25 protein-coding genes and 1 tRNA gene are annotated in these 24,449 nt (G+C 56.0%); 6 read left to right on the top strand and 20 right to left on the bottom strand.

The genetic code is table 11. The features are described from left to right. Positions 1-76 precede the first annotated feature (76 nt). Both EN808_RS13060 and rpiA read right to left on the bottom strand, forming a co-directional pair. Positions 77-703 carry a DUF2059 domain-containing protein gene (locus EN808_RS13060; RefSeq protein ID WP_135864805.1) on the bottom strand — a complete coding sequence of 209 codons (627 nt, stop codon included), beginning with the start codon at positions 701-703 and terminating at the stop codon, positions 77-79. Then, positions 690-1,421: a ribose-5-phosphate isomerase RpiA gene (gene rpiA, locus EN808_RS13055; protein WP_127280104.1), complete on the bottom strand. Its 732-nt coding sequence runs from the start codon at positions 1,419-1,421 to the stop codon at positions 690-692. Before rpiA ends, EN808_RS13060 begins: the two co-directional genes overlap by 14 nt. 248 nt (positions 1,422-1,669) lie before the next feature. Between rpiA and EN808_RS13050 the strand changes: the two genes are divergently transcribed. Further along, positions 1,670-2,353, top strand: coding sequence for a phosphoglycolate phosphatase (locus tag EN808_RS13050; protein WP_127280103.1), 684 nt, complete (start codon positions 1,670-1,672; stop codon positions 2,351-2,353). 137 nt (positions 2,354-2,490) lie between these two features. Beyond that, positions 2,491-2,565, top strand: a tRNA-Val gene (locus tag EN808_RS13045). Between the two features lie 27 nt (positions 2,566-2,592). Here EN808_RS13045 and EN808_RS13040 read toward each other — a convergent pair. From EN808_RS13040 to EN808_RS13025, 3 genes are all read right to left on the bottom strand, one after another. After that, positions 2,593-3,780: a tyrosine-type recombinase/integrase gene (locus tag EN808_RS13040; protein ID WP_189524104.1), complete on the bottom strand. Its 1,188-nt coding sequence runs from the start codon at positions 3,778-3,780 to the stop codon at positions 2,593-2,595. 219 nt (positions 3,781-3,999) lie between these two features. After that, positions 4,000-4,332, bottom strand: coding sequence for a hypothetical protein (locus EN808_RS13030; protein WP_135915990.1), 333 nt, complete (start codon positions 4,330-4,332; stop codon positions 4,000-4,002). After that, complete coding sequence (locus EN808_RS13025; protein ID WP_135915989.1) at positions 4,325-4,804, bottom strand: hypothetical protein; 480 nt, start codon at positions 4,802-4,804, stop codon at positions 4,325-4,327. The genes EN808_RS13030 and EN808_RS13025 overlap by 8 nt, the downstream gene beginning before the upstream one ends. Positions 4,805-5,027: 223 nt before the next feature. Between EN808_RS13025 and EN808_RS13020 the strand changes: the two genes are divergently transcribed. Then, the gene (locus tag EN808_RS13020) at positions 5,028-5,540 is read left to right on the top strand and encodes a hypothetical protein (protein WP_135915988.1); all 513 of its coding nucleotides are present in this window, start codon (positions 5,028-5,030) and stop codon (positions 5,538-5,540) included. Positions 5,541-5,699: 159 nt separating this feature from the next. Continuing rightward, positions 5,700-7,091 (top strand): MobA/MobL family protein, encoded by a 1,392-nt coding sequence (locus EN808_RS13015; RefSeq protein WP_189524103.1) that lies wholly within the window; start codon positions 5,700-5,702, stop codon positions 7,089-7,091. On the opposite strand, the gene EN808_RS13010 is transcribed toward EN808_RS13015, so the two are convergent. Continuing rightward, a complete protein-coding gene (locus EN808_RS13010; RefSeq protein WP_189524102.1) occupies positions 7,088-8,665 on the bottom strand; it encodes a type IV secretory system conjugative DNA transfer family protein in 1,578 nt (525 codons plus the stop codon). The two genes, EN808_RS13015 and EN808_RS13010, sit on opposite strands and share 4 nt — an antisense overlap. A 34-nt stretch (positions 8,666-8,699) precedes the next feature. On the opposite strand from EN808_RS13010, the gene EN808_RS13005 reads away from it, so the two are divergent. Then, the gene (locus EN808_RS13005; protein ID WP_135915985.1) at positions 8,700-8,966 is read left to right on the top strand and encodes a hypothetical protein; all 267 of its coding nucleotides are present in this window, start codon (positions 8,700-8,702) and stop codon (positions 8,964-8,966) included. Positions 8,967-9,106: 140 nt separating this feature from the next. Then, complete coding sequence (locus EN808_RS13000) at positions 9,107-9,985, top strand: zincin-like metallopeptidase domain-containing protein (RefSeq protein ID WP_135915984.1); 879 nt, start codon at positions 9,107-9,109, stop codon at positions 9,983-9,985. 188 nt (positions 9,986-10,173) lie between these two features. On the opposite strand, the gene EN808_RS12995 is transcribed toward EN808_RS13000, so the two are convergent. The 14 genes from EN808_RS12995 to EN808_RS12930 all read right to left on the bottom strand — a co-directional run bounded on the left by EN808_RS12995 (position 10,174) and on the right by EN808_RS12930 (position 24,405). Continuing rightward, positions 10,174-10,380: a hypothetical protein gene (locus EN808_RS12995; RefSeq protein ID WP_135915983.1), complete on the bottom strand. Its 207-nt coding sequence runs from the start codon at positions 10,378-10,380 to the stop codon at positions 10,174-10,176. Between the two features lie 59 nt (positions 10,381-10,439). Next, entirely contained in the window at positions 10,440-10,706 is a 267-nt protein-coding gene (locus tag EN808_RS12990) for a hypothetical protein (RefSeq protein ID WP_135915982.1), read from the bottom strand. After that, on the bottom strand, positions 10,707-11,648 hold the full coding sequence (locus EN808_RS12985; RefSeq protein WP_135915981.1) for a hypothetical protein: 942 nt from the start codon (positions 11,646-11,648) through the stop codon (positions 10,707-10,709). Positions 11,649-11,725: 77 nt separating this feature from the next. After that, entirely contained in the window at positions 11,726-11,929 is a 204-nt protein-coding gene (locus EN808_RS12980; RefSeq protein WP_135915980.1) for a hypothetical protein, read from the bottom strand. 177 nt (positions 11,930-12,106) lie between these two features. Then, complete coding sequence (locus EN808_RS12975; protein WP_135915979.1) at positions 12,107-12,526, bottom strand: DUF5675 family protein; 420 nt, start codon at positions 12,524-12,526, stop codon at positions 12,107-12,109. Beyond that, on the bottom strand, positions 12,511-12,702 hold the full coding sequence (locus EN808_RS12970) for a hypothetical protein (protein WP_135915978.1): 192 nt from the start codon (positions 12,700-12,702) through the stop codon (positions 12,511-12,513). The genes EN808_RS12975 and EN808_RS12970 overlap by 16 nt, the downstream gene beginning before the upstream one ends. After that, positions 12,702-16,010, bottom strand: a complete 3,309-nt coding sequence (locus EN808_RS12965) for a tail fiber domain-containing protein (protein ID WP_135915977.1) — start codon at positions 16,008-16,010, stop codon at positions 12,702-12,704. Before EN808_RS12965 ends, EN808_RS12970 begins: the two co-directional genes overlap by 1 nt. A gap of 226 nt (positions 16,011-16,236) precedes the next feature. Continuing rightward, positions 16,237-18,468, bottom strand: coding sequence for a hypothetical protein (locus EN808_RS12960; RefSeq protein ID WP_135915976.1), 2,232 nt, complete (start codon positions 18,466-18,468; stop codon positions 16,237-16,239). Beyond that, entirely contained in the window at positions 18,468-19,829 is a 1,362-nt protein-coding gene (locus EN808_RS12955) for a hypothetical protein (RefSeq protein ID WP_135915975.1), read from the bottom strand. Before EN808_RS12955 ends, EN808_RS12960 begins: the two co-directional genes overlap by 1 nt. A 3-nt stretch (positions 19,830-19,832) precedes the next feature. Continuing rightward, positions 19,833-20,597: a hypothetical protein gene (locus EN808_RS12950; RefSeq protein WP_135915974.1), complete on the bottom strand. Its 765-nt coding sequence runs from the start codon at positions 20,595-20,597 to the stop codon at positions 19,833-19,835. A gap of 58 nt (positions 20,598-20,655) precedes the next feature. Next, complete coding sequence (locus tag EN808_RS12945) at positions 20,656-21,090, bottom strand: GNAT family N-acetyltransferase (protein ID WP_135915973.1); 435 nt, start codon at positions 21,088-21,090, stop codon at positions 20,656-20,658. After that, positions 21,090-21,944, bottom strand: coding sequence for a tail fiber protein (locus EN808_RS12940; RefSeq protein WP_135915972.1), 855 nt, complete (start codon positions 21,942-21,944; stop codon positions 21,090-21,092). The genes EN808_RS12945 and EN808_RS12940 overlap by 1 nt, the downstream gene beginning before the upstream one ends. Positions 21,945-21,949: 5 nt before the next feature. Further along, complete coding sequence (locus EN808_RS12935) at positions 21,950-23,785, bottom strand: hypothetical protein (protein ID WP_135915971.1); 1,836 nt, start codon at positions 23,783-23,785, stop codon at positions 21,950-21,952. Next, positions 23,782-24,405, bottom strand: a complete 624-nt coding sequence (locus EN808_RS12930) for a hypothetical protein (RefSeq protein WP_135915970.1) — start codon at positions 24,403-24,405, stop codon at positions 23,782-23,784. The genes EN808_RS12935 and EN808_RS12930 overlap by 4 nt, the downstream gene beginning before the upstream one ends. Positions 24,406-24,449 lie beyond the last annotated feature (44 nt).

The following is a 24,449-nucleotide window of genomic DNA, read 5'->3' as shown; positions in this document are numbered from 1 at the left end:
CGCAAACCATCAAAAGAAAAGCCCGGACAGGCCGGGCTTTACAGATGGCCGCAAGGGCCGCGTTTGAAATGCAGGATCAGTTCTGCGTGCCGTCGGCGGGAGCCGATCCGTCCGCGGGGGCGGCGCCATCCGCCGGGGCCGCATTGTCTGCCGGAGCGGCGCCATCGGCGGGCGCGGGCGTAGGCGCAGCCACCGCCTTCGCTTTTGCCGCCGCCGCCAGAGTTTCGCCGACCTGCTGGGCAAGATCGCGGGCTACGCCGTTCTGCCAGATGTCGGCGGCCTTGACGAGGTCACGCGTCACGGTCGGGCCGCTGTCGAGCAGCTTCTTGCCGGACTCGGAACTGTAGAAGGCCGCGATGTCGGTGAGCTCCTTTTCGGAAAACACCTTCGCATAGGCAAGAGCCGCTTCCTTCTCGAGGTCCGCGCGGCGCGAGGCCAGCGCCAGCGCCTTCTCGTTTATCGTCTTGCCGATCAGCTCCTGCATGTCAGGGTTCTTCTGGATGAGCTGCGATTCGAGCGCCGCGGCGGCCTGCGGCAGGATGTTGTCGAACGGGTCGGTCGCGTGGATCGCGGCGACCGCGGCGCGTGCGGCCTTCAGATGCGATTCCGTGACGTCCTGCGCGAAGACAGGCGAGGAGAACGCGAAGACAGCCGAAGCCGCCACGAGAACTGAAAGACGGCGAACCCGGTTATGCAACATCATGATCGGTAGAACTCCCTGGTTTTCGGGCGGCATGGACGGTTTGGATACCGTCGCCGCCGGCGATGATGGCCGCTGACGCCAGCCCGATGAAAAGACCATGCTCGACCACGCCAGGAATGGCGTGGAGAGCATTCGAAAGCGCTCTTGTATCCGGAATGCGGCCAAAAGATGCATCGAGGATAAAATGGCCGCCGTCTGTAACAAAAGGCTGGCCTCCCGTCATCCTCAATGTCACCGGACCGGAAAGGCCGAGATTTCCGGCCACCACGGCCACGGCGATCTCGGTGGAGCGCAGGCCGAACTGATTGACTTCGATGGGAAGAGGAAACCGGCCGAGCGTCTCGACCATCTTCGAACGGTCGGCGATGACGATCATGCGCTGCGAAGCCGCGGCCACGATCTTCTCACGCAGCAGCGCACCGCCGCCGCCCTTGATCAAGGTCAGCTCACCGTCGACCTCGTCGGCGCCGTCGACGGTGAGATCGAGCTCGGGTGTTTCCTCCAGCGTCGACAGCGGCACACCGAGTTCGCGGCACAGCGCGGCGGTGCGTTCCGAGGTCGGCACGCCGATAATGGTCATGCCTGAGGCAACCTTGTCGGCGAGCAGCCGCACGAATTCCTCGGCAGTGGTGCCGGTGCCGATGCCGAGCCGCATGCCGTCGGTAACATGGGCAAGAGCCGCCCGCGCGGCCTCGACCTTCAATTGCCTCGCATCCATGCTGCTTGCTGCCCCGAAACCTGATGCACGTCGCCCAACAGTGACCTCGGTTTGGGAACGACATGCATGAAACAAAACCCAAGGCGTGTCGCATGGGTCCGTTTCGATGCGACGCGCTTTGGCGTTTGGGCTCCTAGCATTTTTGCTGGCCGGGTCAAAGCCCTTGGCGGCTGCGCCACCAGTTTGCTTGCCTTAAAGCGTCGCAGCCGCTATCGCCTGCCGATGCGCAAACCTGCTCAGGATGGATCATGAGTCGCCCGATCATCGTGTTCGACCTCGACGGAACGCTGATTGACACGGCGCCGGACTTGCTCGACAGCCTCAACCACAGCCTGGCGGCCAGCGAACTGGCGGCCGTCGACGAAGCCGGCTTCAAACGCTTCGTCGGCCATGGCGGCCGGGTGATGATCGAACGGGCGCATGCCGCGCAGCAACGATCCCTCAAGGTTGAGGAGCACGACCGGCTGCTGAAACTGTTCCTTGATCACTACACCGACAACATTCCGGGCAAATCCCGCCCCTACCCCGGCGTGATCGAGGCGATTGCCCGCTTTGAGAAGGCCGGCTATCTGCTGGCCATCTGCACCAATAAATACGAAGCCAATTCGCTGGCGCTGATCGAGGCGCTCGGCCTGACCAGGCATTTCGCGGCAATTGCCGGACAGGATACGTTCGCGTTTCGCAAACCCGATCCGCGCCACCTGATCGAAACCATCAAACTGGCCGGTGGCGATCCGCACCGCGCCTTGATGGTCGGCGATTCGCAAACCGATATCGACACTGCCAAGGCCGCCGGCATTCCTGTCGTCGCCGTCGATTTCGGCTACACCGATCGTCATGTGCGCGAGTTCGAGCCCTCGGCGGTGATATCGCATTTTGATGCATTGACGCTCGATCTGGCACAAGGGCTGATCGGCGCCGCCGCACACTGAGCGCCGGGGACGAAATCTCTCCGGAACGGGCCAGCCGGGACCGCAAATCCGATCTGTGTGAGAACACCAGACACTGCCTTGACTTAACCGGCCGGCCTCCCTTATATCGCGGCTCGCTTGGCCTTCGGGCAACGAGCGGGCGATTAGCTCAGCGGGAGAGCACACCCTTCACACGGGTGGGGTCGCAGGTTCAATCCCTGCATCGCCCACCATCTAACCACCTGAAATCGTTAGATGGTTCACTCAGCGGCAATACTGGCAATTTCGGTCACTGGCGCGCAATTGGCGCGCACACCGCGAAATCCATCAGGAATCGCCTCATACCAACCCACACGCTGCACAGGTTTACCGGCGCGCATGGCGGTGCCGGTAGCCCACACAGGAAGCTCACCGGCCACGGCTTCAACTAGCTTGTTGAGAGCATCGGCGGCACCGTTCAGATACGCCGGGTCAAAGGCTGTATAGGTTTCCGTGGTGCCGGGCCTACGGTGTCCGAGCTGGGTAGAGGTATCCCATTCGCTCACACCATGGCGCCGCATCCAGCGTGCAGCAGTGTGCCGCAGACTGTAGGGCTGCACCCTACCGTCTAGCTTCGCTTCTGTCCTAGCAGCTCGCCAAGCCGTTTTAACGCTGTCTACCGCCGCCGACTTGGTGACGATTAGAGGGCCCTCAAAACCCATCCTAGCGAGCGCTGGGATAAGCCTTACGATAGGCCGGTACTTTTTGGTTTGCTCCCGCCCAGCGGGGTTTAAATCAATCAGCCCGTCAGCCTCAAATACTTGCTTATCTGTGAGGTCTAAAATTGCCTCTGGTCGAGCGGCGGTTCCCAACATCCATAGAATGAATACCCGAAGATGCAGCGGCGATGCCGCGTACAACAGTTTTAGCTCCGCTACCTCCAAGGCGCGGCCTTTCGGCTCGCCCTTGTTGGCTTTGACAGTCAGGATATATGGCACCTGCTTTAGCTCCCCGCGCTTGAAGGCGCGATTGAGCGCGGCCTTTCCCGTAGTCAGCACACGCAGGACAGAGCTTTCCTTTAAGCCCTTCTTGCGGAGAAAGGCGTGGAACGCCTCTTGCTGCTTAATGTCGGCCACATCCTGCACCGTGGAAGTCTGCCAATGGTCGAGCCAGTAATTGAGCGCCACCTTGGAATGCGACGAGGAGCGCACATTGCTACCATGCTCCTCGTGATAGGTACGCAGAATATCCGCGAGGAACACCGCCGCAGGCTCTTCAAGCTTCGGCGTATTCTCACGGATAAAGAACTCGGTTAGCGCTTGCTTGGCTTGTTCAAAGTCTGCCGTGCCAAGTGAAGCGCGTTTTGTGCGTCGGCCTTCAATCCAACATCTATACCAGGCTGGGGAACCGTCTCGCTGGTCGAGCCAGTAAGGCCCAAGCTGGAATTGCTTTGTTCCGTACTTTCCCACGTCGCCCCCTTTATGAGGATATCGACTATATGCAGGCCGAAATAGCGCACTTTACGTTTTCCGAGATTTACGAACGGCACGCGACCTTCGTGCCGCCAGTCCTTAAGGGTGCTTAAGTTGATAGACAGAATATGAGCGGCTTCCTCCTCTCCATACTGGCGAAAGAGCCGGATATCGTATTCCGCTGCTACACCTTCCCGCATACGGTCTAACTCCGGGTCAGCCACAGGAACCACCCCACCGGAACAAAATGGCACCAAATTGTGGCAAACCTTTGACAAGGATAAGGGCGCCAGCGGCTGTCAGCGCCATCTTATAGCGCTTGGTCACGATGCCGAAAAACAACAGCCCGATTGCCAGCAGGGAGATTATGCCCTCAAAGGCATCATAGACCGGCCACACGATAGGCATAAGCCAGCAATAGAGGAACGGGCGCCAGCCGACATACACCGACAGGTAGTTTAGGACGAACAGCGAAACGAATAGACCAGCGGCTACCTCTAGGCTGGTGAATTTGGGCTTGTTGTTCTTGAGGTCAGGGAAATTAGCCATCGGCTTTATGCTCGTAGCTTTTCTGCGGCATAAACCGGATTTCGCAGAGATAGAAGGTATCCCCGTCAAATAGGTATTCGTGGTTATAGATGTAAAGGCACGGCTCTAGCGCGTGCTGCATAAAGTGCTGGTCAAGCGTCAGCCACTCCGGCCAATTCTTTAAACCCATTGCCGTGCTTTGCCGCACCCAGCAAGCTTCCGGTTCCCACTTCGCGCGATTGAGTGCCGGATTGAGTACCTTCTCCCTCACAAAAGCGTCCAGCGGGGTATCGTCAGGGATGACCCGGTATTGCTCAATCATCCGGTCATTTTGGAGCCCCACGGCATAGGCGTGGGGGAGCTTCAACACGATTTCCTGCAAAGCCTCCTTGCCATATCGGCCCGGAACTGCATCAGATAGGCCCATGACATAACTGCAATAGGCGCTGAAATACGTGGATTCCCTGCTTAAAGCCGTCGCCGTAGTATTCATGTTTTCATTCCGCCTGGCGTTCAAGCTGGGTTATCACGCCATCGCTGCCCTCTTGCGCTTCCTGCCACAGGCCAAGCCGCAAGCCCCGGTTGCGCAGGTTAGCGACTCAGGCGCTTTGGTCAAGGCACTAGTTGCTCCCCAGCCAGTAGCCAGCGCCCCAGGGCGCCTATCACCCTACGGACGGCGGACTATCACCGAACGACCAACGGGCGACCCAGAGATTATGTTTGCTTACGCCACCGCGCGCCGTTCCGGCTTGGTCGGACGCGACAACCATGTGGGCAAAGCCCAACTGCTTGCGCTGCCCGCGCGCATGGCGGTGCAGTGGCGGCGGTTCCAACCCTTGCGCGTTGCCGACCCGCGTTTCTGCATCGCCGCTGTTGGCAAGCGAACCTATCTCGCCATCGACTCTAGCGAGATGTCCCCCGAGGGGCTGGACGAGGTTTATCAAACCGAAGTCAAGAGCTGGCGCCCCTCGCCAGACCAGACACCCCCGGCAACATGGGTAGACCACCCGGCCATGATTTACCCCCAGGTCGTCATCTACGAACATCTAGCGCGACAGCTCCGATTACCGCTCCCCACCTGGTCGGAGTTGCCTACACCCATCCAAACCAGCGCCCCGGTCATCCTTCCGCCTGACAACCAGTATTGGGCGATTACCCTGAGAGCGCGTACCCGGTTCGAGCCACCAGCGGGAATGTTGCTTGCGCGACAACAGACCGTTGCAGAGTAGCTACCAGCGAAATCCATCCCTTGCGCATCGTTATCCCCCGTTCCTGAATAGTGGGTCACAAAACCTGAGCGGGTAGCATTAGCGCAGGGATAGCGCAGTTAGACAATTCCCTGGGGAATTGTCGGTTCAGTGCCTCCCGCTGCGCTAAGATGGGGTCAAGTGAGAGAGGCTTATTTCCGGCTAGAGCATTCCACCTTCAACCGAAAGGATTGGGGGTACGGTCGTGTGGCCGCAGCGGCTCATTACGCCGCCAACCAGAACAAGCGGGGCTGGTCTATCGGCCTCAACGTGCCGGAGTTCCACACCTCACAGCAGGCCCGCGATTACTTCCTCGCCTTGGAACAGAAGAACACCCGCGTCAACGCGAACCTCGGCCACACCATCATCCTGTCACTCCCGAACGAGCTAACGCCAGAAGATGCCAAATCTCTTGTTTCGCGCTTCCTGTGGAAGGTGTCGATGAAGGGGCAGATTCGGGTACGGGCTTGGGAGCATCTTGATAAGCCCAACAACCCACACGCTCACGTCATCATTGACGACCACCACTACCAGACCGGCAAGCAGGTCGCCTATCTCAGCGCTAGCCGCTCCAATCGCGCCAAGCAGGGTTTAGAGCCTAACGCTACTGAATGGCTTCGTGTCCAGTGGGAAGAAGCGGGTAACGAGCTGTTTCAGGAGCGCGGATACCAGCTCTATTTCGACCGCCGCAACTACCTCGAAAAAGGGACGCCGGAGCCCGGCCAACACCGAGGCTTTGCCAACGACAACGAGTTATCCCACCCACCGTTATCCACCGATAAGCTCGTTGACGTTCCACATGGAACATTACAGCCTGCCGACCCCGAAACCCCAGCAGAGGACGCCCTAGAGCTTGAGGGCGATGAAGATATGGCAGGCAGCGTACGGTTTAGCGGCTCAGCAGACCCTAAGAATATCCTCACCCTTCTAGAGCAGCTAGATTACGCGACCCGCAAAATGACCGACCGTGAAACTGTCCGCGATGACATTAGGAAGACAGAATATGAGCTAAAGCGCGCGCAGAAGTATCTCGCTGAGGCGGAAACCCGATTAGGCGACGCCACGCGGGCAGAATACAACGCCGAAGTACGCAAAGACCGATTAACCAAAGACGGGAAGCCGGTAGGCTTTGGCGTAAAGGTGTTGGGTTTCCGTTTGCGCTCCTCTAAGCGCAAGCAATCAGATAACGCTATTGAGCGCCACGCAGATGCCGTAAAAACCACCGAACGTGAGGCCCTTCTGGTTAAAGAGCATCGAGAGGCCGTGCAGCGCGTCGAGGCTCACCAGAAGTCACTAGACGACCAGTTATTCGTGCTAGACCGGCAGCTCAACCGCATCGGCTCCGATAAAGAGCTAGATGAAGCTGTGGAGGTTATGCGCCAGGGTATTCGTGACAGCTTTGCCGAGCTGCCCCGCGAGAAGCTTGACGAAGCCCTAGAGGCAGGCCGGATTACAGAGGAAGAATACGAATACCTCATGCGTGAGGGCGCTTATGAACGGTCATACGATGTCGGTAACAGCCGCGAGCGCTAGGGGTAATACGGCTCCCCGTTCCTAAACCCGTAGGGCTTATAGAACTGCACGTTTAGGTCACGCACAATTGCCGCCCCCATGGTATCTGGCATCCCGCGCAGCTCATCCGGGTTTGCCAGATTACGAGACGCCGCAGAGCCGCCCGTACTGGCGCCCCGGTCGGACTCGTTATAGTTCGGGTTGTCGATGGTGGTTTTGCCAAGTTGCTCACTAAATTCGCGGTAGGTTCCCAGCTCACCGGAGCCGCCGAACACGAACCGGATACAGCCGCCCATTAAGCTCGCCGCAGCGGCCCTGCCAAACAGCTCTCGCACATCTTCCAGGCTTGGGTACATCAGCCATTGCAGCCAGCCAGCCTTACGTAGCTGCACGTTGGCATCCACAATCGCCCGGCAATTCCCCAGCATCAGCCCTTCATCAATCGCGGCAACCATCCGGCGCCGGAACTTAAAATTGCGGTCACGGCGTTTTCCTTCATCCCACATTTTCTGCCGGGTCATGACGGCATTAGTAATCGCAACCCGTGCCACGGCGCCTTCGCTATTCCGGTCACTGCGCAAGCCAACGATGATAAACACAGCCGATGGCTTATCAGCCGTCCACAATTCCCTAAACGTCCACGACCGCGCCACTGAATGCTCGCTGGTAATCCGTCGCACCCCATCTAGGAGCCACACGCGTACCTTACGGGTTACGGTCGTCGTGAAACTGCCGCGCTCCTTATCGCTCGCTTCTAGGAACGCATTAAGCCCCGCGCGCAGCGTCGGATTATACAGGTGGGCAAATCGCTTAAAGACCTTGGTGCGTTCCTTCGCATCGGTAAGAGCTTGCGCCATTTTAAACATTGGCGTGCGCTCACCATCCACCTTCATGAATCCGAAGAGTATGGCGTACACCAGACCCCGGCTGCTTTCCGTCCAGTGTTCATCCCTGCCACCGCTGTCATCCTCCACCGCCCCCTCGCAGAACCCCATCAGGGTTTGGTCAAACATCGGGTCGCTGGGGTCGAGGATACTGCACACGTCAAGCGGATCGCTGCTATCTGCGTTTCGGAAGTCGGCTACCTTCACGTCATAGCCATTCGCCCGCATCAAATCGACCGTCACCGCGCTAACGTCCCCAGCAGGGTCGAGGCAGAGAATATCCGGCTTATCCGCGCCTGTTACCTGGTCGCGCAGCATGGCGATGGTGGATTGGGTTTTACCCATACCTTTTGCCGCAATGCCGATAACGGAGCTTTCCGGGTGTGCATACAGCCGCAGCAGCTTGTCAACCGCAACCCCCTTTTTAGAAAATAGACCATAAAGCAATCCGCCCCGTTTGAAGGCCATCGCCTTCGTGAGCATAGCGTAATCAGCCCACTTAGCGTCTCCGTGAATGTTTAGAGGTTCGGCCTTGCGCCGGAAAATCAAGTGCCACGTTCCGCGCACTAATTCATCGCTAAGCCTCGTTAAAACGAGGATGATTACCCAGAAGGGCCAGAAAAGCACTTTTAGCAAGTTCATAGCGGTAGTATTATGCCCCTGTTCCAGCCTTATCTTTAATCTTTTCGCCAAGCCGAGGGTAACACCCATGGCTGGACACCCTTGCGCTTTTGCGGAGGCAATCATGTCGCAGGACAAAAAGCAACCGACCCATGACGTGTTCGTGGTGTCTGGTGAAGGTAAAGACGCCTACTGGACTAAGGTAGGCGCTGCCTGGGAGAACCGTGACGGGTTGGGGTATAACCTCCAACTCTCGGCGCTCCCGCTCGACGGCAAGCTCACCATGCGCTTCATCAAGGAAAAGGACGACAAGGAGAAGGACAAGCCCGACCCGCGAGACGACCCGCGCTACGGACGTTCCGACTACCGCAATAACAGCCAGGGCCGATAAACGAGCGAACGGCCCGTCAAGTCCGGCCTACGGCCCCTTCGGCTTCGGGACTGGACTGGCCTTAATCGCCCGTTTTCCCCGCTGTGAACGGCCAAGCCCTCCAAAGAAGGGCTTGGCCTTCTTTTTCACGGAGAAGCGCTATGAAAGTTGCCGACCTTTACCAGAAAGTGACTGACCGCATCATGGAGGAACTTGAGCAAGGTGCTCCACCATGGTCTAGGCCATGGAAGGATACCCGCGCCAAGGGCCTTGGCCTGATGCCGAGCAACCTGATTACCGGGCGCCTGTATTCCGGCTCTAACGTGTTGCTGCTATGGATGGAGGCCGCCGCTCGTGGTTGGCCTTATCTGCAATTCTGCACCTTCAAGCAAGCTTCCGAGGCTGGCGCCAACGTCCGCAAGGGCGAGACGGCTACCCCGGTAATCTTCACCAAGCATGTTGCGGGAGAAACCGAGGACGGCGAGGAAATCTCCCGAACTGTCGCGCGGTGCTTCTATGTGTTCAACGTCGCCCAGCTTGAGAGCCTACCAGCCGAGTATCTGGTATCTCAACCTGCGGAGGAAAGCACCCTCACTCATAAGGTGGCGGCAGCTTATCGTGAGCAGTGCGGTGTGCCGATTTATCATATCGGCAACAAAGCCTGTTACTACCCAGGCCGCGATAGCATCGAAATGCCCCCTGCGGCGTCCTTCTCAACAGAGGACGATTATTGGGGCACCCTCTGCCACGAGATAACCCACGCCAGCGGCCATCCAAAGCGGCTGGACAGGGAGTTCGGTAAACGGTTCGGAGACGGCAGATATGCCTTCGAGGAGCTGGTAGCCGAGCTGGGGAGTGCCTTCACCTGTGCCATGCTGAATATCCCGCCTACATTCAGGAGCGCGGCGTATATCAGCCATTGGCTAGGAATCTTGAAGCAGGACAAGTCGGCCATCTTCTCGGCGGCCAGTCATGCCAGCAAGGCGGCTAGCTATATGTGGGATATGGCCTTTCCGCCAGTTGCGGAAGCGGCTGAATAACGAACCAATGAACCCCGGCTAGTCCGAGGTTTTTGGTATCTGGCGCCAGATATTCACACAGAACGCCACTAAGCCAATAAGGACAACCAGCACTATCAGCCACGCACCGATAGTCGCCAGGATATAAACCGCAGAGGAAAGCACAGCTAATATGAAGATGATACCGAAGGCTATGGCGAGTGCCACCATTAGTGCACCGCCCGCTGGTCAGCAACCCAATAGCAGCCTTCCATACCTTCAATATCCGAGACAGCCTCTAACACCTCATCGGCTATGCCATCTGCCATGCGCGCGGCGATACGCTCTGTGCGCTTACCTAGAGATTTATAAAGCAGGAGCATCAACACGCGTTCCTCAGTTTCATCGGTATCAGGGAAGGTCACTACATCACCCACCGCAAGCTCTCCTCATCGCCTTATAGGTTTCTGCCACGGCGCGGCGTGTTTCCGAAGCATCACTTGGTACTGTCGTCGGCTGGTTTGCCCTCCACGCTACGCACGGCGCCGACAGATTGTAGGTAACGCAGCACGTCAGCGTCGGACATAGAATCAACAGAGTTAGCAGCGGCAATGGCTTCATCCACATCGTTTAAAGCCTTTTTCGCGTCTCTCCCCTCCTGGTACTTCACACCAACGCCGAAACCGACCGCAGTGGACATGTAGGGCTTTAAAGCTTCCCATAGCGCGGTTAGGAGTGAAACGAAGGCTTGCCATGCGTTCATTCAATCACGCTCCAACTTACCCGTCCATTGCATTGTCACCGGGTCGCGGCGGAAAGGTATACGGTGAACCACCCCACGATGAATAACGATGCAGCCGAGTTTAAGCTTAGGCGCTTTGACGTAATCAGCGGCTTTGGAGCGCGGGTTCATCAGGCAGCCGGTATAGGCCGCCCACACGTCATCATCACCGACGCGGGCTTGTGCCACCACTCCATGCTCAGAGTGAATATGGCCATGCACGACACACATATGTTTGCCGTAGTTGTCAGGGATGGCTTTGACTAGGTGGGAGTTGGTCAGCTTGGGCCACTTGTCGCCGTGGCGGAATAGGACATGGCCAAGGTGGTACTCCTCGCACCAGCGCCAGGTATTCGGGGCGGCTATCAGTTGCTCCCATTGCACCATCATTTCCGGCAAGATGCGCGCTACCTTGCGGGCGCCCTGCATCCGACCGTGGACGTGATTAGAGGTTAGGGCTGTGGCTTTGGGGAACAACCGGAACAACTGCGCCATGAACTCTTGCGCTTTTTCCAGCTCCCGGCTTGGCTCATCAATCTCCGGGTATTTGTCGTAGCGGGAGAGCCAGCCCATATCAATTTCGTCACCGATACCAACAACCTCATCCACCTGATACGCTTGAGCGACCATGCTTAGGAACGGTAGCGCTTGTTGGATGTGGAACGGCGCTTGGATGTCGGGAATGACCAGGATTGTCTCAGGCAACTTCGGCTTGATGATGCGCCCGTAATCGTCACTCTCCTCGATACGAGGCGCAGCTTCCAGCTTGGCGCCTGTGATGTGGTAGCCCTTCTGAATATGGCTTTTGACGGTAGAGTAAGGGCGGCCCATCGCAGCCGCTATCTCTGTCTGTTTAATGCCCTGGTCAAGCCAGTCGCGGATTCTCTCATTATCAGCCGCCGAGAAGGCGGAAGGTATTGGCATTCATTCTTCTTTCCTTATGCAAAAGGGCCAGCCATGGGTGCCAGCCCTTTCAGTTGGGGTAATCCAAACATATTGACCTATTTTACCGTGGTCGGGCTTCCTGCATCGGGGTAAACCAGCTTAGCCTCAATCTTCGCTTGCGCATCCTTTACCGGCTGCATAATCGCGCTTCCGCCAGGTACAACATTAAGTACACCTATCGTGCCACCGATGCCGAATACAGCGGCGAGGAGCCACTTATTGGCTTTAATGAAGTCGAACGCAGCTTTAATGGTTTCCATGAATCGCTTTCTTTCCTAACAGAGGAATTAGGTCACGGTTCCGGCAAAGGCGCAAATGAAAAAGGGCGGCTCCCCCGAACCGCCCTCATCGTGCCTAGGGAAAGGAGTAAAGCCTAGGACAGCGGGAGAGATACCAACACCAAACACCCCGCACAACCATCATTGCCTTAAAGACATCTAGGCAGCAAGCGAAATATCGTCAGCCGTCTTAATGGTGAGTGTGAAGGGATTGGCACCAATAAGCTCCCTAAGTTCTTCCATTGCGGTGACGCTACTTGTCAGCACACCGTTGTAAACGCCCATGCCGACCAGCACACAGCCTTCCGTATCAGTATCACGGTTGCCCGCGTGTACGAGGATAGCCGAGCGTCCCGGAACATTCGTAATCTCCCACGTCCGCTTCATCCTTACCGGGCTGTTAGCCTCCCAGCCGTGCGGGATGCAGCGATAGGCGCCATCAGGAATGCAACTGACGCCATGTTGGTTATCACACCATCTGTCCTCTAAGGTGTAGAGCAACAGGCTGCCTGCTTTGAGGACGCCCAGCATAGCACATCCGTTGTCGGCGTATCGCAGAAGGGTTACTTGCGGCGCCATTCGCGGACTTTTAGGGCTATGTTGATGCCGAGGTAAAACGCCGTCATTACCGAGATAATGTTATTCCAAGTGATGACATAAGCCGCCATGCCAATCATAGTGTTGCCGGACACTTTAGCTAGCCAGGTTGGTGTTACGAGGCCAACGGTATCGGAAATCATCTGGTCGCGGGGCATTAGTTAATCTTCCATATTCTCACGCTCGCATACCGCTCAGTCCCAATACTCATAGGGTTGCCAAGGTCAGTGGTGCCGTTGGTCTGGGTGCGGTTGTACTGGAGAGCAAAGGCTTTTGAGCCGGATATAGTGACGATGCCGCTAACGGTGGGATACACACAAGGGAAGTTTGCGCCGTTCGCGTTGATGCTGTGTGCTACTTCGGCGCTATCGGTCACGTTATAAAGGCGCTCCTGCACGAGGAAGCCGCCACTGGCGTTGTAGAACTGCATCGAGTTTGTCTCGAAATAGTAGGTTCCGGCGCCGAGCGTCACCTGGTTGCTGGACAGGGAGGCGATGGAGCTATTGTTGCGAACGAGGGTGTTTAGGGTTCGGGTCGTCCAAGCGTTGATGGTAGCTGTACCGCCTACCGTACCGCTCACACGTTGGTCTTCAATAATCACATCCGGCGCCGGGCTGGGCGGAGATGTCCACGAACCATCCCCGCGCCAGTAGGTTGCCGAGCTGGCATTTGTGCCGGTGTTGAGGTTGGTGACTGGCAGGTTTCCAGTTACGCCGTTGGAGAGGTCAATTTGCGCCCATGCAGGGTTATTGTTTGTTCCGGTGTTCGACAGGTAGCGGCTGTTGGAGGTGTTTTTGGCAAGTTTGCTCAGCGTGTTGGTCGCAGAGGCATAGAGCATATCGCCTTGTGAATAGGTTGACTGGTTAGTGCCGCCGTTCGCTTCGGCTAGCACGCCCGCAAAACTACTTGCCGGAACATTTGTGAGCGCTGCGCCATCGCCCACAAAGTGAGTTGCGCTTACCGTACCACTTACCTCTAGGTTGGTGGTCGCGCTGGCGACATTGACACCGATGAGCGGATTGGAGTTGCTGATAGAGCCGGTGATTACACCGCCAATGTTGAGGTAGTTGTTGGTGGTTGAGGTGGGAGCTGTGATGCTAACACCGATTATGAGGTTCCCGCTCCCGGTAGTTAGCGTTTTACCAGCAGATTTTCCAACAATAATATTGGATGAACCGGTAGCAGCCGAGTTCCACGCACTTGACCCCATAATAGTGTTGTTATCGCCCGTATTACTTCCGCCAATGTTGGCTCCGAAAAAGCTATTATCTGACTGAGTGGCGCCACAGCAGTTTAGCCCATTGCTCGTTTTTCCGCCAAACATGGAGTTGTTGCTGCCGCCGTTTATTCCTGCTCCTGTTCCACTCCCAACCAGCGTATTGTTGGTTGCGCCCCCGGTCATTAGCGCTCCTGCGGTGTTGCCAATTGCGATATTATCAGGACCTGTAATCGCAGCGTGAGCCACTCCGACGTAGCCACCTAAGGAATGTGGTCCAATAGCAATATTCCTGACCGCGACAGTCAAAGACCCACCAGCATTCGTTCCAATAAGCGTGTTAGAACTGCCTGTGGTGAGTGCAAGACCGGCATTAACACCATAGACGGTGTTTGCTACTCCGGTGCCCGCCGAGGCGTTATAACCAATAGAAGTTGAGCCGCTAATATTGCTAGCAGCCGTAAAGGTCGTGGTGCTGATGGACGAGCCACCACCGCCACCGAACACGGGAGTTTGGCCGTTGATGGTCGAAACGCTGATATTGCCCGTCACGCTTACCGTAGTGAGGCCGGTCATGGTTTGGATGCTGTTTTGGGTGGCGGTGGTGAGCGTGCCTCCAAGGTTTGTTCCGGTGAAGGTGGTCGCGGTCACGCTGCCGGTGGAGTTGCTGACATTAACCACGCCAGCCGGAACGGTGGTCAGGCTCGTCCATGCGACACTGCCGACACAGCCCGCGCACGACCCCGTAGTGATGGCGCCAAAGGTGCCAGTGCTGCCGGAGACGCTTTGGGCGTAAAGATTGGTGCTAGACGTGGTGCCGTTCACCGTTAGGCCTGTCAGTGTGCCTATGCTGGTAATGTTCGGCTGGGCCGCCGTTGTCAGGGTGCCTCCTAGATTGGTGCCCGTGAACGTAGTGGCTGTCACGCTCCCTGTGGTATTACTGACGTTTTGAACGCCCACGGGGATGTTTTGAATCGCGTACCAGCTCGGGGATGAGTTAGTGACTACTCCGGTCAGTAAACTGCCGTCGCCTACGAACTTTACCGCACTCACATTCCCTGTTACGCTCACACCGCCGCTAGCGCTGACATTAGCCATCGAAGAGAGGCCAGTGACCGTCAGGGTGCCGAAGGTGGCCGCCGTGGCGCTGGTATAGCGGGAATAAGCATAGGTAGCGCTCACAGTGCCGTTGCGGGTGGCGTCCACCAAGCTAGCACTTACATTCGTGGCGCTAACCAGGCTGAGGCTTACCACGGTGCCGTTGCTGACGTTTTGAACCTGTGTGGGTATGCCGGTGATGTTCGACCAGGCCGGGCTACTAGCTGGTAGGTTGCTGAGGAGCGAGCCATCGCCAATGAACTTAGCAGCCGAGGCATTACCTGTGACGCTCACACCACTCGTCACGCTGACGTTTTGGCTGGTGAGAAGGCCGCCCACGTATGCTTGCGTGGCCGATACCGCCCGGAAGTAACCAGCAGAGGCAGAGATAGTAGCGCCGGGCTTGGTAGCGCTAACCACTACCGATGTGCCAGACAGTTCAATAGAAGGCGCTGTGAGGGCGTGCGCGGGCGAGCAGAATAACGCCAGCAGTAGAAGCACCACGATGAGCCATAGGGCGCGGATATGCCGCTGTTGTTCCTGCACGGCGCCAATCAGTGGAGCCACAAGGCGCGCATAGCTCAGAGATAAGGTATTATCGACTTGTACAGCTTCCGGATAAACCCCCATCACCTCTTGCGCAATAAGGCCGATTTCGCGGCTTTTACTCACCATCGAGAAGAACTCCACGGGCCGCATATCCATAACCTTGCGGAGCGGGCTTTTAAGCGGCTTCACGGCACATTTGAATTGGCCGTCAGAAAGCTCGGTGATGGAGTCGGCTACAATCGTACCGCCCGTGATGTTTACCGCGCTAGCCGCTTGCTCTGCCATTGAGCCGAGTGAGTGCCATTCGGTGTCATAGTTGGTATTGGATGCTTTACGCAGGACTTGGCCCGTTGTGCCAGCGGTTGGAACACCTACACCATCAGTGCCAGGGTCGCCTTGGTCCCCTTTATCCCCTTTGACACCAGGAATACCTTGGACGCCACCATAAGCCAGGCTATTCCACGCCGTTGTGCCGTCACCAATCTTAAACTGGCGCGTATCTGTTTCCAGGCCCATCTCGCCTTGCAGTAAGACGGGATTAGCGGCTGTCCATTGTGCGGCAGTGCCGTTTGCTTCAACTAGACGGGCAGCAACTACGCTCATACCAAATCAGCCGGACTTAGTTGGCCGAGGACCGAAACGTAGGCGTTCAGCTCATCAGGCTTTTGCCCACCTAGCGCTAAAGTGCCTGTTACGGTAGGTGTGGCGCCGATAAGCTCGTTTAGCTTATTGCGGAGACGCCCACCCTCAAAAGTTTCATTAGCTGGACGTGAGAGAGTTTCAACCATGCGGGTATAGTGCCGCATAAATCCGTTTTACGGCAAAGACTTTATTGGTTGGCCATTTTGGTTTGCGCCCAGGCAAGAACTTGCTCAGCTCTTTTACCCGCTAGTACCTTCTTGTTCGCCAAAATCGCCTCACGGTCGAGAATCTTTGCGACTGGCGTTCCGACTTTGGCGTTGAGGAGTTTAACGGCGCCAGTGGGACCGAGGAAATGAGAGAGGTAAACCGTTGTATCGTTCACCGGCATACCATTAGCTTGCAGTTTGGCACTATAATCCTGCACATCGCCATTGAGCACTTGCTTGACCACTTTCGGGTCATCGCGCAGCTTTAGGACTTGTGCTTTAGTGCGCCCGACCAACAACTCAGGAGCATGTTTCTCAACTGATGCGAGCCAAGTAGACGGGATATATTGGCCGACACCGGCCGCGCGAGAGTTGGGATTACGCGCATTGGCCTTACCACCGCTCTCTGTCTGAATGAGTTTGTCGATGAACGTAGGCGATACTGCTTGTGCCTGGTCGGCCGTAGGTTGCAGCTCAGGTTGCTCTTGCAGAGGCGGCGCATTGTCGTTCGCAACCTGACTAGCCTCATAGTTGCGCCGACCGCCTTCGATGTTACCGGCGAGCGTACCAGCCGCGGCCGAGCCGGAACCTACTAAACCGAAGGATTTTAAGGATGATGCGCCGGATTGACCAGACGGACGCACCTTCATCATCTCTATAGCTTTAGGAAGGTCGATTTGCTGGCTTGGAGCAAGCTTCTCCGTAGCTCCGGTAATCTTGTTGACCACCGTGGCTTTTGGTCCGAGGAAGTTACTAATCACCCGCACGAGGTTCGATGCAATGTTGCCGTCAGCGCTCTTTTTCAGGTTTGTAGCCAATTCCGTAAGCCCTTGCTGCTGAGCTGGACTTAGTTTGCTCCATAGGCTCTTGTTCTGGCTTCTGAGAGCGAAGATGTTGTCAGCCACGCCGTTCTTACTGATAACGGGCACACCGGCTTTGTTGTAGGTCACAACACCATCCGACAGGAGATGGTAGCCGATGCCTTGCTGCATGGCGCCCTTGGCTTCCTCAGCTTGGTCGCCAGCGGCTTTCATCACCTGGTTAAATACGTCAGCGCCTTGGGAGGTGTCACGCATAAGTACACGCCCAACCGTTTCAGGGGTGGCACTATCCGCAATCGCCTTTGCCACAGCTTCCTGGTCCACAAACTTCGCAAAACGGTTGGTGGTAGCGCCTATTGCTTTCGGGAGAGATGCTACATTCAGGTTCTCCTTTAAGACGCTATCCAACACACCTACGGAGTCGCGCAGTCCCGCGTCCTTCGCAGAGGCGCGAGATAACGCCTTACGCCATCCTAACACCGTTGGAGCAGGAATACGTTGGTCGCCGGACACAAACTTGTTAATCCCGGTAAGGATGCGGTCAACCGTAGCTGCACTATCGTTATTCGTTAAGGTCGATTGAGTCTCTAAAAGCTTGTCTTGCAGGCTGCGGATAGCCTTATTGTTCAACTCCTGCCCAACAACCTCCTGCCTAACTTTATTCCAAGCCAAGTCCTCAGCTTGGCTTGCAATATCATGCTGGCCTTGCAGGATTTGGCGCACATCGGCGGCATGACTGGCTACGTCGCCACTACCCAACACGTCACCGGCAACAGATTGCGCGGCCGGTTCCTTTAGTTTCTGGATTACCTTGCTGGCACCAGCGCTGATAACTCCGGTGGCTGCACCTAATCCAGCACCTACCGCCGTATTGACGGTGCGGTTATCCTCTTTACCCAATCCTTGGATAAAACCTTGCTCACCACCGGCAACCGCACCAGCTAAAACCTTTTCACCAAAAGAACTAGCCACCTTAGCGCCAGTGGCGGCCGTGCCATCACCAGGCAGGACGTAGTTAAGCGGGTTTGCGGCGGTTTCTGTCAGCATTCCAACACTCTTGCCAACCAATCCGTCTTTATAGTGTGAGCGCGCCTCGTCAATCTGTGCTGCGGCGTGCGCCTTGGTGTTTGTAAGGTCGGGTTTGATGGGAGATTCCACGCGCGGTAGGCCGAACATCGGCGTGGGGTCAATAAGGTCCGCTATGGTCTGGATACCACCAATCACACCGGCTTTTATGCCGTTGCCAATCGTACCAGCGAGCGTCTTTTGCTCCTGTGGTTTGTCGAGTGTTATTGACGATGGGTCAACTTGGACAAAACCACTGCCTGACCTATCCGATGGCTCTTGCCCATCGAGTTTGATACTGTTCGGGTCAACTTCGGTATAACCCATTATTGCCCCATGAAAGTTTTGCCATCAGGGGTGCGATAAACTGGTTTGCCACCGCTTGTACCAATCTGTTGAGAACCTTGTGGGAGACTATCAACCATAGAACCTTGTTGCGGCTGCTCCGGCTGAGAGGCTTTCAGAATTGGGCTGCCTTGCTCGTATTTGGAATAGTCGAGCGGAGGTTGGTTATAGTTGGCCCGTAGGTTGTCGATGTTGAGCTTACGTTGTTCCGCAGCCCGTTCGTTAATACCCTGTATCTCTTGAAGGCGCTGTTTAACCACCGCTGTATCGTTCAGATTGGCAAACAACTCGTTCCACGCACGCGTGGCATCACCCTCAGTCTGCACGCCTTTGTTGAGGCGTAAACTATCGTTCCGCATCTTCTCTAAGGTCGCACGGAAGCTGGCATAATTCCGACTTCCCGGTGTGCTATTGCCAGTCGCGTTATCGAGGCGGTTTACCAAGTTTTTAACAGGTCCAAGATGGATATTACCTGCATCAATCGCCTTAATTACACTGCCTACGTCAGCGCTAATGTTATTGGCCGTCGCGAGTTGGTCTAACTCCTCGTTTTGCTGTTTGATGGCGCTAGGGGCAAGAGGTTTAGCCGGGGTTATGCCGTCCGCGCTCGCTTCGTTCTTTTTGGCTGTTGCAAGCTTCGATACGGTATCCGCTTCCTTATTCGCTACGTCTGCCGTCTTGAGTTGTGCGTCGAGCTGAGTGATAGCCTTGGCATCGGCATAGGGCTTACCGTATTGCTGGCTAAGCTGGGAATAAGTGAAGCCTTGCGGAGCTACCATCTTATCGCCGTTCGGCAATTGGAACACCGGATGCAGCGTCGGGTCACTACCGGAATCATCCCGTGCGAACCCTTGGAAGGTAGAACCTTGGGGAGCGTTGGCCCAGCGCCGCATAATATCTTGCGAAGCCGGGAGAGCCTTCACAGTGGCAGCCAGGTTCGAAGAATCGCCAGTACTCTTCCAGTCCTCAATACCCACCGTGAGCTGAGGGCCTGCGCCGATGGCTTCCTTATTCGCCGCGTCGAGAGTGCCAAGGTATTCCTTGAGTTGGTCGGCATAGTCACTACGCGCTTGTGCGGCTTGGAGCTGTTGTAAGAGCTGTGCTGTTTGCTGGTCGCGCTTACCAGCGGCTGAGCTTTGCTTCTTTAGCGCCACGCCAGTCAACAATCCCTTAGCCAACCCAGCGCCGAGGCTGTTAGAGGGAAGGCTAGCAGCAACACCGCTCAAACCCTGGGCCTGCACATCCTCTTGCGTTGGTTGGTTTATAAGACTGGTTTGCGTGGCCAGGTTGTTATTGCCGCCAGAAAGGAGCTGTAAGAGGCCGAGTGAGCTAGTATCTGCCATTTCCTAATTCCACATAATCCCGTTGCGTCCGGCTATTGCGTTTGCGCCAGCCAGCGAGCTTGACCAACCTGCACCCAACCCACTTGCAGCAAAGCCGCCAAGGCCACCCGTGGCATAAGTCAGGCCGAGGCCCGCGAGTGTGCCTAACGTACCAAGGCCAGAGGCTTTATTCGCCTGTTGCTGGTTATAGAGCTGGACTTGAGTGTTATAGAGGTTGGAGTTGAACGCATTGGCGTTTGAGGCGGCTTGCAGGGCCGATTGGTTGCCGAGGCCGAGCGTTTGTAGCCCTTGCGAAATCAAAGTGTCCTGCCTACCGCTAGCGAGGCCGTAGGCCTGCAACTGGTTCGCCATCTCCTGCTGCCGGTATTGGTTGGTCAGGTTGACCTTATCAGCGTCGGCGCCTTGCAAGGCGCCCGCAAGGTTCTTGGTATTCAAAGCACGCTGTTCATTAGAGGCGGTGCTGTCACTCACGCCGTATCGAGCAGCCACCTTTTCAGTCTGTGCGGCGGCCCCCTTATAATTCTGGTTAATCCCCCGCACTTCCTGGTCATAAATCGTGTTTACGGCAGCCTTAACCTCCGGCATCGAGTCCAAAAGAGGGTCATTGACGAGCGCAGTGTACTTATCGAGTGCGCCTTGCGCTATTTGCTTGAGGTTGTCGGAAATCTGTTGCTGTTCCGGCGTCAAATTCTGGTCGATTACGACCGTTTTGGTGCCATCAGGAGCGGTAACAATGGTTTGCTTGGTTCCGGTGACGTTATCGACCACGTTATAAGGGTCTTGAACGGTAGGAGGCGCCGGAGCGGATTGCTTTGACCCAAATAAACTACCCACGCGCAAACTTTCTCTTAAAGTTTTGCCGTGTCAGAACCGATATAACCTTGCCCGTGGCGTCAGTATGCGTCAGAACAAAGCCAGCCGCCAAACATATTTTGCCGAGGCGAGCGTTTAAGCTCTCCGCGATAATGTTTTGCTTGTTGAGGTCAGTAAAGGCATACTCGCATAGCGCCTTGACCAGACCCGGCCTTGCCCACTTGCCGTGATAGTCAGGGCGCACCGCTATATCCAACAGCACGGAATCATCGACCGGCGTAAAAGCCACCCAGCCAATAAGCTTTCGTGTATCCACCATTACCAGATTATGTGCCATCCGTAGCTTGGCGATGGCAAGCGCATCATCCGGTACGGAAAACACATCAAAACCGCGCAGGAAATCGGCCAGGTGCGGTAGGTCAGATAACCGGGCTTCCCTGACGTACACTATGCTTTAATAATCATGTTCAGCATCATGGCAGGCGGCATGTTCTGGCTACTGCCGCTACCATAGTTGTCGTTCGCCACCGTAATGCCAGTGATAGAAGATTTAGTGACGAGACGGCTACCCGATGTTCCAGTATCACGCGTTACAGCCGCACCGCTTGGGTTGTTGGATGCAGCGCCATAAGTGGCGTTTGCGTCATGGGTATGCCCGGGGTCAGTGACGGTAGCGTTGTGACTGTGAGTCTGGGTGAACTGACTACCGCCCGATGCGCCTAGTGTTGCACCATCGACACCGCTTCCAGCCGATGTAACGCGGCTAGATGCAGTGCCACCCATATTGTCCAAACCAAACACAGCGCGACCCTTAAGGTCTGGCAGCGTGAAGGTAGTCGAGCCGTCGCCAGCCCCATAAGTCGTTCCGATGACTGCAAACAGCGCTGAGTAGGTTGAGCGGCTTACTGCTTGCCCAGCGCATAAGAGCCACCCGCTAGGTGCACTGCTTCCGGCAAACGGTATAACCGCGCCAGAGGGTATGGCCGTAAAGAGGTTGAGGATACCTTGGACGGTATCGCGTTTGAGATTGTCGCTATCGCTGGCATCGGCAAATACCACGCTGTCACCAGCAGTAATCGTGGTTTGAGTAACGTCCGCTACCGGGTCAAGTAAAACCTCAGTCGCAACAACTCGCTCCTCCAGGTTGTTTACCGCATCACCTAACGCATTAATGTCGCCATCAATCTTGACACTGCTAATAGCAACCGCAGGAACAGCGGTGCTGTCATCATGGTATTTCGTCTTGTTTGCGGTAAAGGTCGTCGGCGTATAACCAGAGGCCGGGCGTTCAAAGAAAGGCACTCATTCTATCTTCCTATTGGTTTAATCCCTAAAATGCTAATCGGCCCCACTGTGCTGCTATTCTGCACAATCAATCCGAAGCTGTCACAAAGAAACTTATCGCGGACAATAAGGCGCTTGGCGGCGCTATCCCAACTATCGGCATCCCATATAGCTTCATCCCAGAAGGAGCTGGATTCAGTCAGTTCCACCACAATTGGTGCGGAGCGCCGCGAGTCATCCTCATCGACCGTATGGTAAATGGTCAGGTCAGTTTGGCTTACGTCATCCATCAGGATTTCATATCCCACGTTTGCCCAGCGGCCTTTGCCTTTAAGCCACGGCAGGTGCCACCTAATAAGGATTTCAACACCATCGTCGGCATAATCAAGCCCGGCATCGGTATCTGTACCGTTCGCATAGGCGTAGAGCTGTCCACCAATGGCAATAAGCAGTCTGCCATCACTTGTGCCCAAAAAGTCCGCAGCACTCTTGAATAGACCAGAAAACTCGGTCCAACCTTTGCTTTCCTCGCTGAGGGAATACACCATGACATTGTGGTTCGAGCCGAGGTAGAAACCATAAAACCCATCCCTTTCATACAGGAATGCGCGTGCCGTGCGGAACGTCGCGTCTGAGGTTAGAAGGTCCGCGACGTATTCAGTAACGGTAGGGTCTACATTGCTGCCAATGTCGGCAGAGACTTCCAGGCCATCCGTTTGAATGACGCGTTGCAATGACCGGGCACCATATTGGGTGAAGAACAAAAGGTCAGAGGGATACTCAATCACCAGCTCGCCATTGATGCAGCCTACCGGCAGCGTCTTAGCCCATATAAACTCACCCAGCGTGGTCGGGTCGGTTCCCTGATAGATTAGGATATTATGGCGGGCGATGAACACCATGGCGCCATCGATACTCTTAATGCGCACCAACTCATCAAAACGCTTCACCTTGTTCGCCAGGTTGATATAGCCGATGCTCTGCGTCTCAGCTTTGAACCAGGCGTTTTCATTGTTGGTCGCGTCGGTATAAAATACCTTCATTGCGTCATCACGCGCCCGGAAGGTTTTTGCTTTCGTTTCGCCACGCGATAGCGCCCAAAGCCTATCAAGCTCCACGAAAATGTCAGAGAAGGGCGGAGGTGAGGCTAGATATTCAACTTGGGTAATTGTCTCGGTCGGGTTCGGGAACGGCGTTCCGCTCACGGTGATGGTGAGGGTGGTTGTTCCCGTCACGTTGCTAATGGATGCCGTTACTACGCCGGAACTAGCAAAGGTCAGACGAACAGTGCCTCCAATGGCATAGTCCGAACGTCCGGCCGCTGGCACAATGGTAAAGGCGCTCGTGCTGGTTTGTGAGGGGTTGGTCGCCAGGCCAATCGACGCATCGGAGCTATCGTAGTCGGTTACATACTCCTGCAATACGGTCACTGTGCTGCCGTCATACGCCATCGGCGTATTGATGCCGTCCACGATGACGAGCTTATTATTGAAGGACACCCAGCGCGGTAGGCCATTGCTGCTTAGGCCAGTTTTCAGGCTTGTCCAGGCGCCTGAGGTTTCATTGAAGCTACGAATCGAACCGTCATCACAATACGCCAGATATTGGCTTGCTCCGGCGCCGGTGCGATACTCCATGAGTTTGACGATGTTGGCACCAGTAATAACATTACCCTTCTTGCCCAGGCCATAGCGCTTAGCCCCACTCCCTGCTTTGAGACCGTTTGGCAGCATATTCTCAGTGGCGCGGGCATATTGAGCGGCAGGGAGAAGCGCGGGCGACACAGCAGTATTGGTAAGCGCGCGCGGGAACATCGCCACAATGTTCCCATCGTAAAGACCAAAGCGCGGGTTACTCATGAGGCAAGAACCGCCTTCGTTTGTTTGGACGGACCAGGCTGGTTTTGCGTCAGCCAGGTCGTGAAGTCAGCCAGGGCAATCTCATATTTGCTTTGCGCAATCTGCACTTCGGGACCAGCGGCCTTATCCCGCTCATCATAGGCCAAATAGAACAACGTTCCCCATATCAGCAGGTCGTGAAACTCAGCCGGAATAAGGATGGCATTTTCGGCATCGTTTACCCCGAGGGTGCCGGAGGACTTTATGAAGCGGACCTTTACCGTGGTGCTATTGACGGGGTACGTCGCTATCGCCTTCGCACCTGTGAAGTAATACCACGAAGGGCTGCCGACATCAGAAAGATTGGGGTGGCAATCTTCCAGGTTCGGTAGTGTAGTTGGGGACAGGAGCCTATTGCCGTTGCCACTATCCTTGACCGATTCCACCTTAAACGGAATATCGCTCATCACCCCGGCGCCATCCGTAATGGTAACAGTGTTTTGGCTGAGCAGAAGTGTTGGGTAGATAGCTGCTGTGCGCCGGTATGCTTCCTTATAGACCAGGTTCATGTACCGCAGCAGGCGGTCATCATCAGAACCATCGCCTACGCCGACAAGCGCAAGCTCTTTAACCGTGGTCAATAGGTCTGCGACACTCGACATCCCCTGTGGCTTTCATTGAAATT

This window comes from Mesorhizobium sp. M8A.F.Ca.ET.165.01.1.1 (assembly GCF_004792065.1).
Lineage (GTDB): Bacteria > Pseudomonadota > Alphaproteobacteria > Rhizobiales > Rhizobiaceae > Mesorhizobium.
This window is presented reverse-complemented; position numbering and strand designations above follow the sequence as displayed.

Coding starts and splice junctions, on each gene's coding strand:
- EN808_RS13060 (WP_135864805.1), bottom strand. CDS start 703: ATGATGTTGCATAACCGGGTTCGCCGTCTTTCAGTTCTCGTGGCGGCT.
- rpiA (WP_127280104.1), bottom strand. CDS start 1,421: ATGGATGCGAGGCAATTGAAGGTCGAGGCCGCGCGGGCGGCTCTTGCC.
- EN808_RS13050 (WP_127280103.1), top strand. CDS start 1,670: ATGAGTCGCCCGATCATCGTGTTCGACCTCGACGGAACGCTGATTGAC.
- EN808_RS13030 (WP_135915990.1), bottom strand. CDS start 4,332: ATGGCTAATTTCCCTGACCTCAAGAACAACAAGCCCAAATTCACCAGC.
- EN808_RS13025 (WP_135915989.1), bottom strand. CDS start 4,804: ATGAATACTACGGCGACGGCTTTAAGCAGGGAATCCACGTATTTCAGC.
- EN808_RS13020 (WP_135915988.1), top strand. CDS start 5,028: ATGTTTGCTTACGCCACCGCGCGCCGTTCCGGCTTGGTCGGACGCGAC.
- EN808_RS13010 (WP_189524102.1), bottom strand. CDS start 8,665: ATGGGTGTTACCCTCGGCTTGGCGAAAAGATTAAAGATAAGGCTGGAA.
- EN808_RS13005 (WP_135915985.1), top strand. CDS start 8,700: ATGTCGCAGGACAAAAAGCAACCGACCCATGACGTGTTCGTGGTGTCT.
- EN808_RS13000 (WP_135915984.1), top strand. CDS start 9,107: ATGAAAGTTGCCGACCTTTACCAGAAAGTGACTGACCGCATCATGGAG.
- EN808_RS12990 (WP_135915982.1), bottom strand. CDS start 10,706: ATGAACGCATGGCAAGCCTTCGTTTCACTCCTAACCGCGCTATGGGAA.
- EN808_RS12985 (WP_135915981.1), bottom strand. CDS start 11,648: ATGCCAATACCTTCCGCCTTCTCGGCGGCTGATAATGAGAGAATCCGC.
- EN808_RS12980 (WP_135915980.1), bottom strand. CDS start 11,929: ATGGAAACCATTAAAGCTGCGTTCGACTTCATTAAAGCCAATAAGTGG.
- EN808_RS12975 (WP_135915979.1), bottom strand. CDS start 12,526: ATGGCGCCGCAAGTAACCCTTCTGCGATACGCCGACAACGGATGTGCT.
- EN808_RS12970 (WP_135915978.1), bottom strand. CDS start 12,702: ATGCCCCGCGACCAGATGATTTCCGATACCGTTGGCCTCGTAACACCA.
- EN808_RS12965 (WP_135915977.1), bottom strand. CDS start 16,010: ATGAGCGTAGTTGCTGCCCGTCTAGTTGAAGCAAACGGCACTGCCGCA.
- EN808_RS12960 (WP_135915976.1), bottom strand. CDS start 18,468: ATGGGTTATACCGAAGTTGACCCGAACAGTATCAAACTCGATGGGCAA.
- EN808_RS12955 (WP_135915975.1), bottom strand. CDS start 19,829: ATGGCAGATACTAGCTCACTCGGCCTCTTACAGCTCCTTTCTGGCGGC.
- EN808_RS12935 (WP_135915971.1), bottom strand. CDS start 23,785: ATGAGTAACCCGCGCTTTGGTCTTTACGATGGGAACATTGTGGCGATG.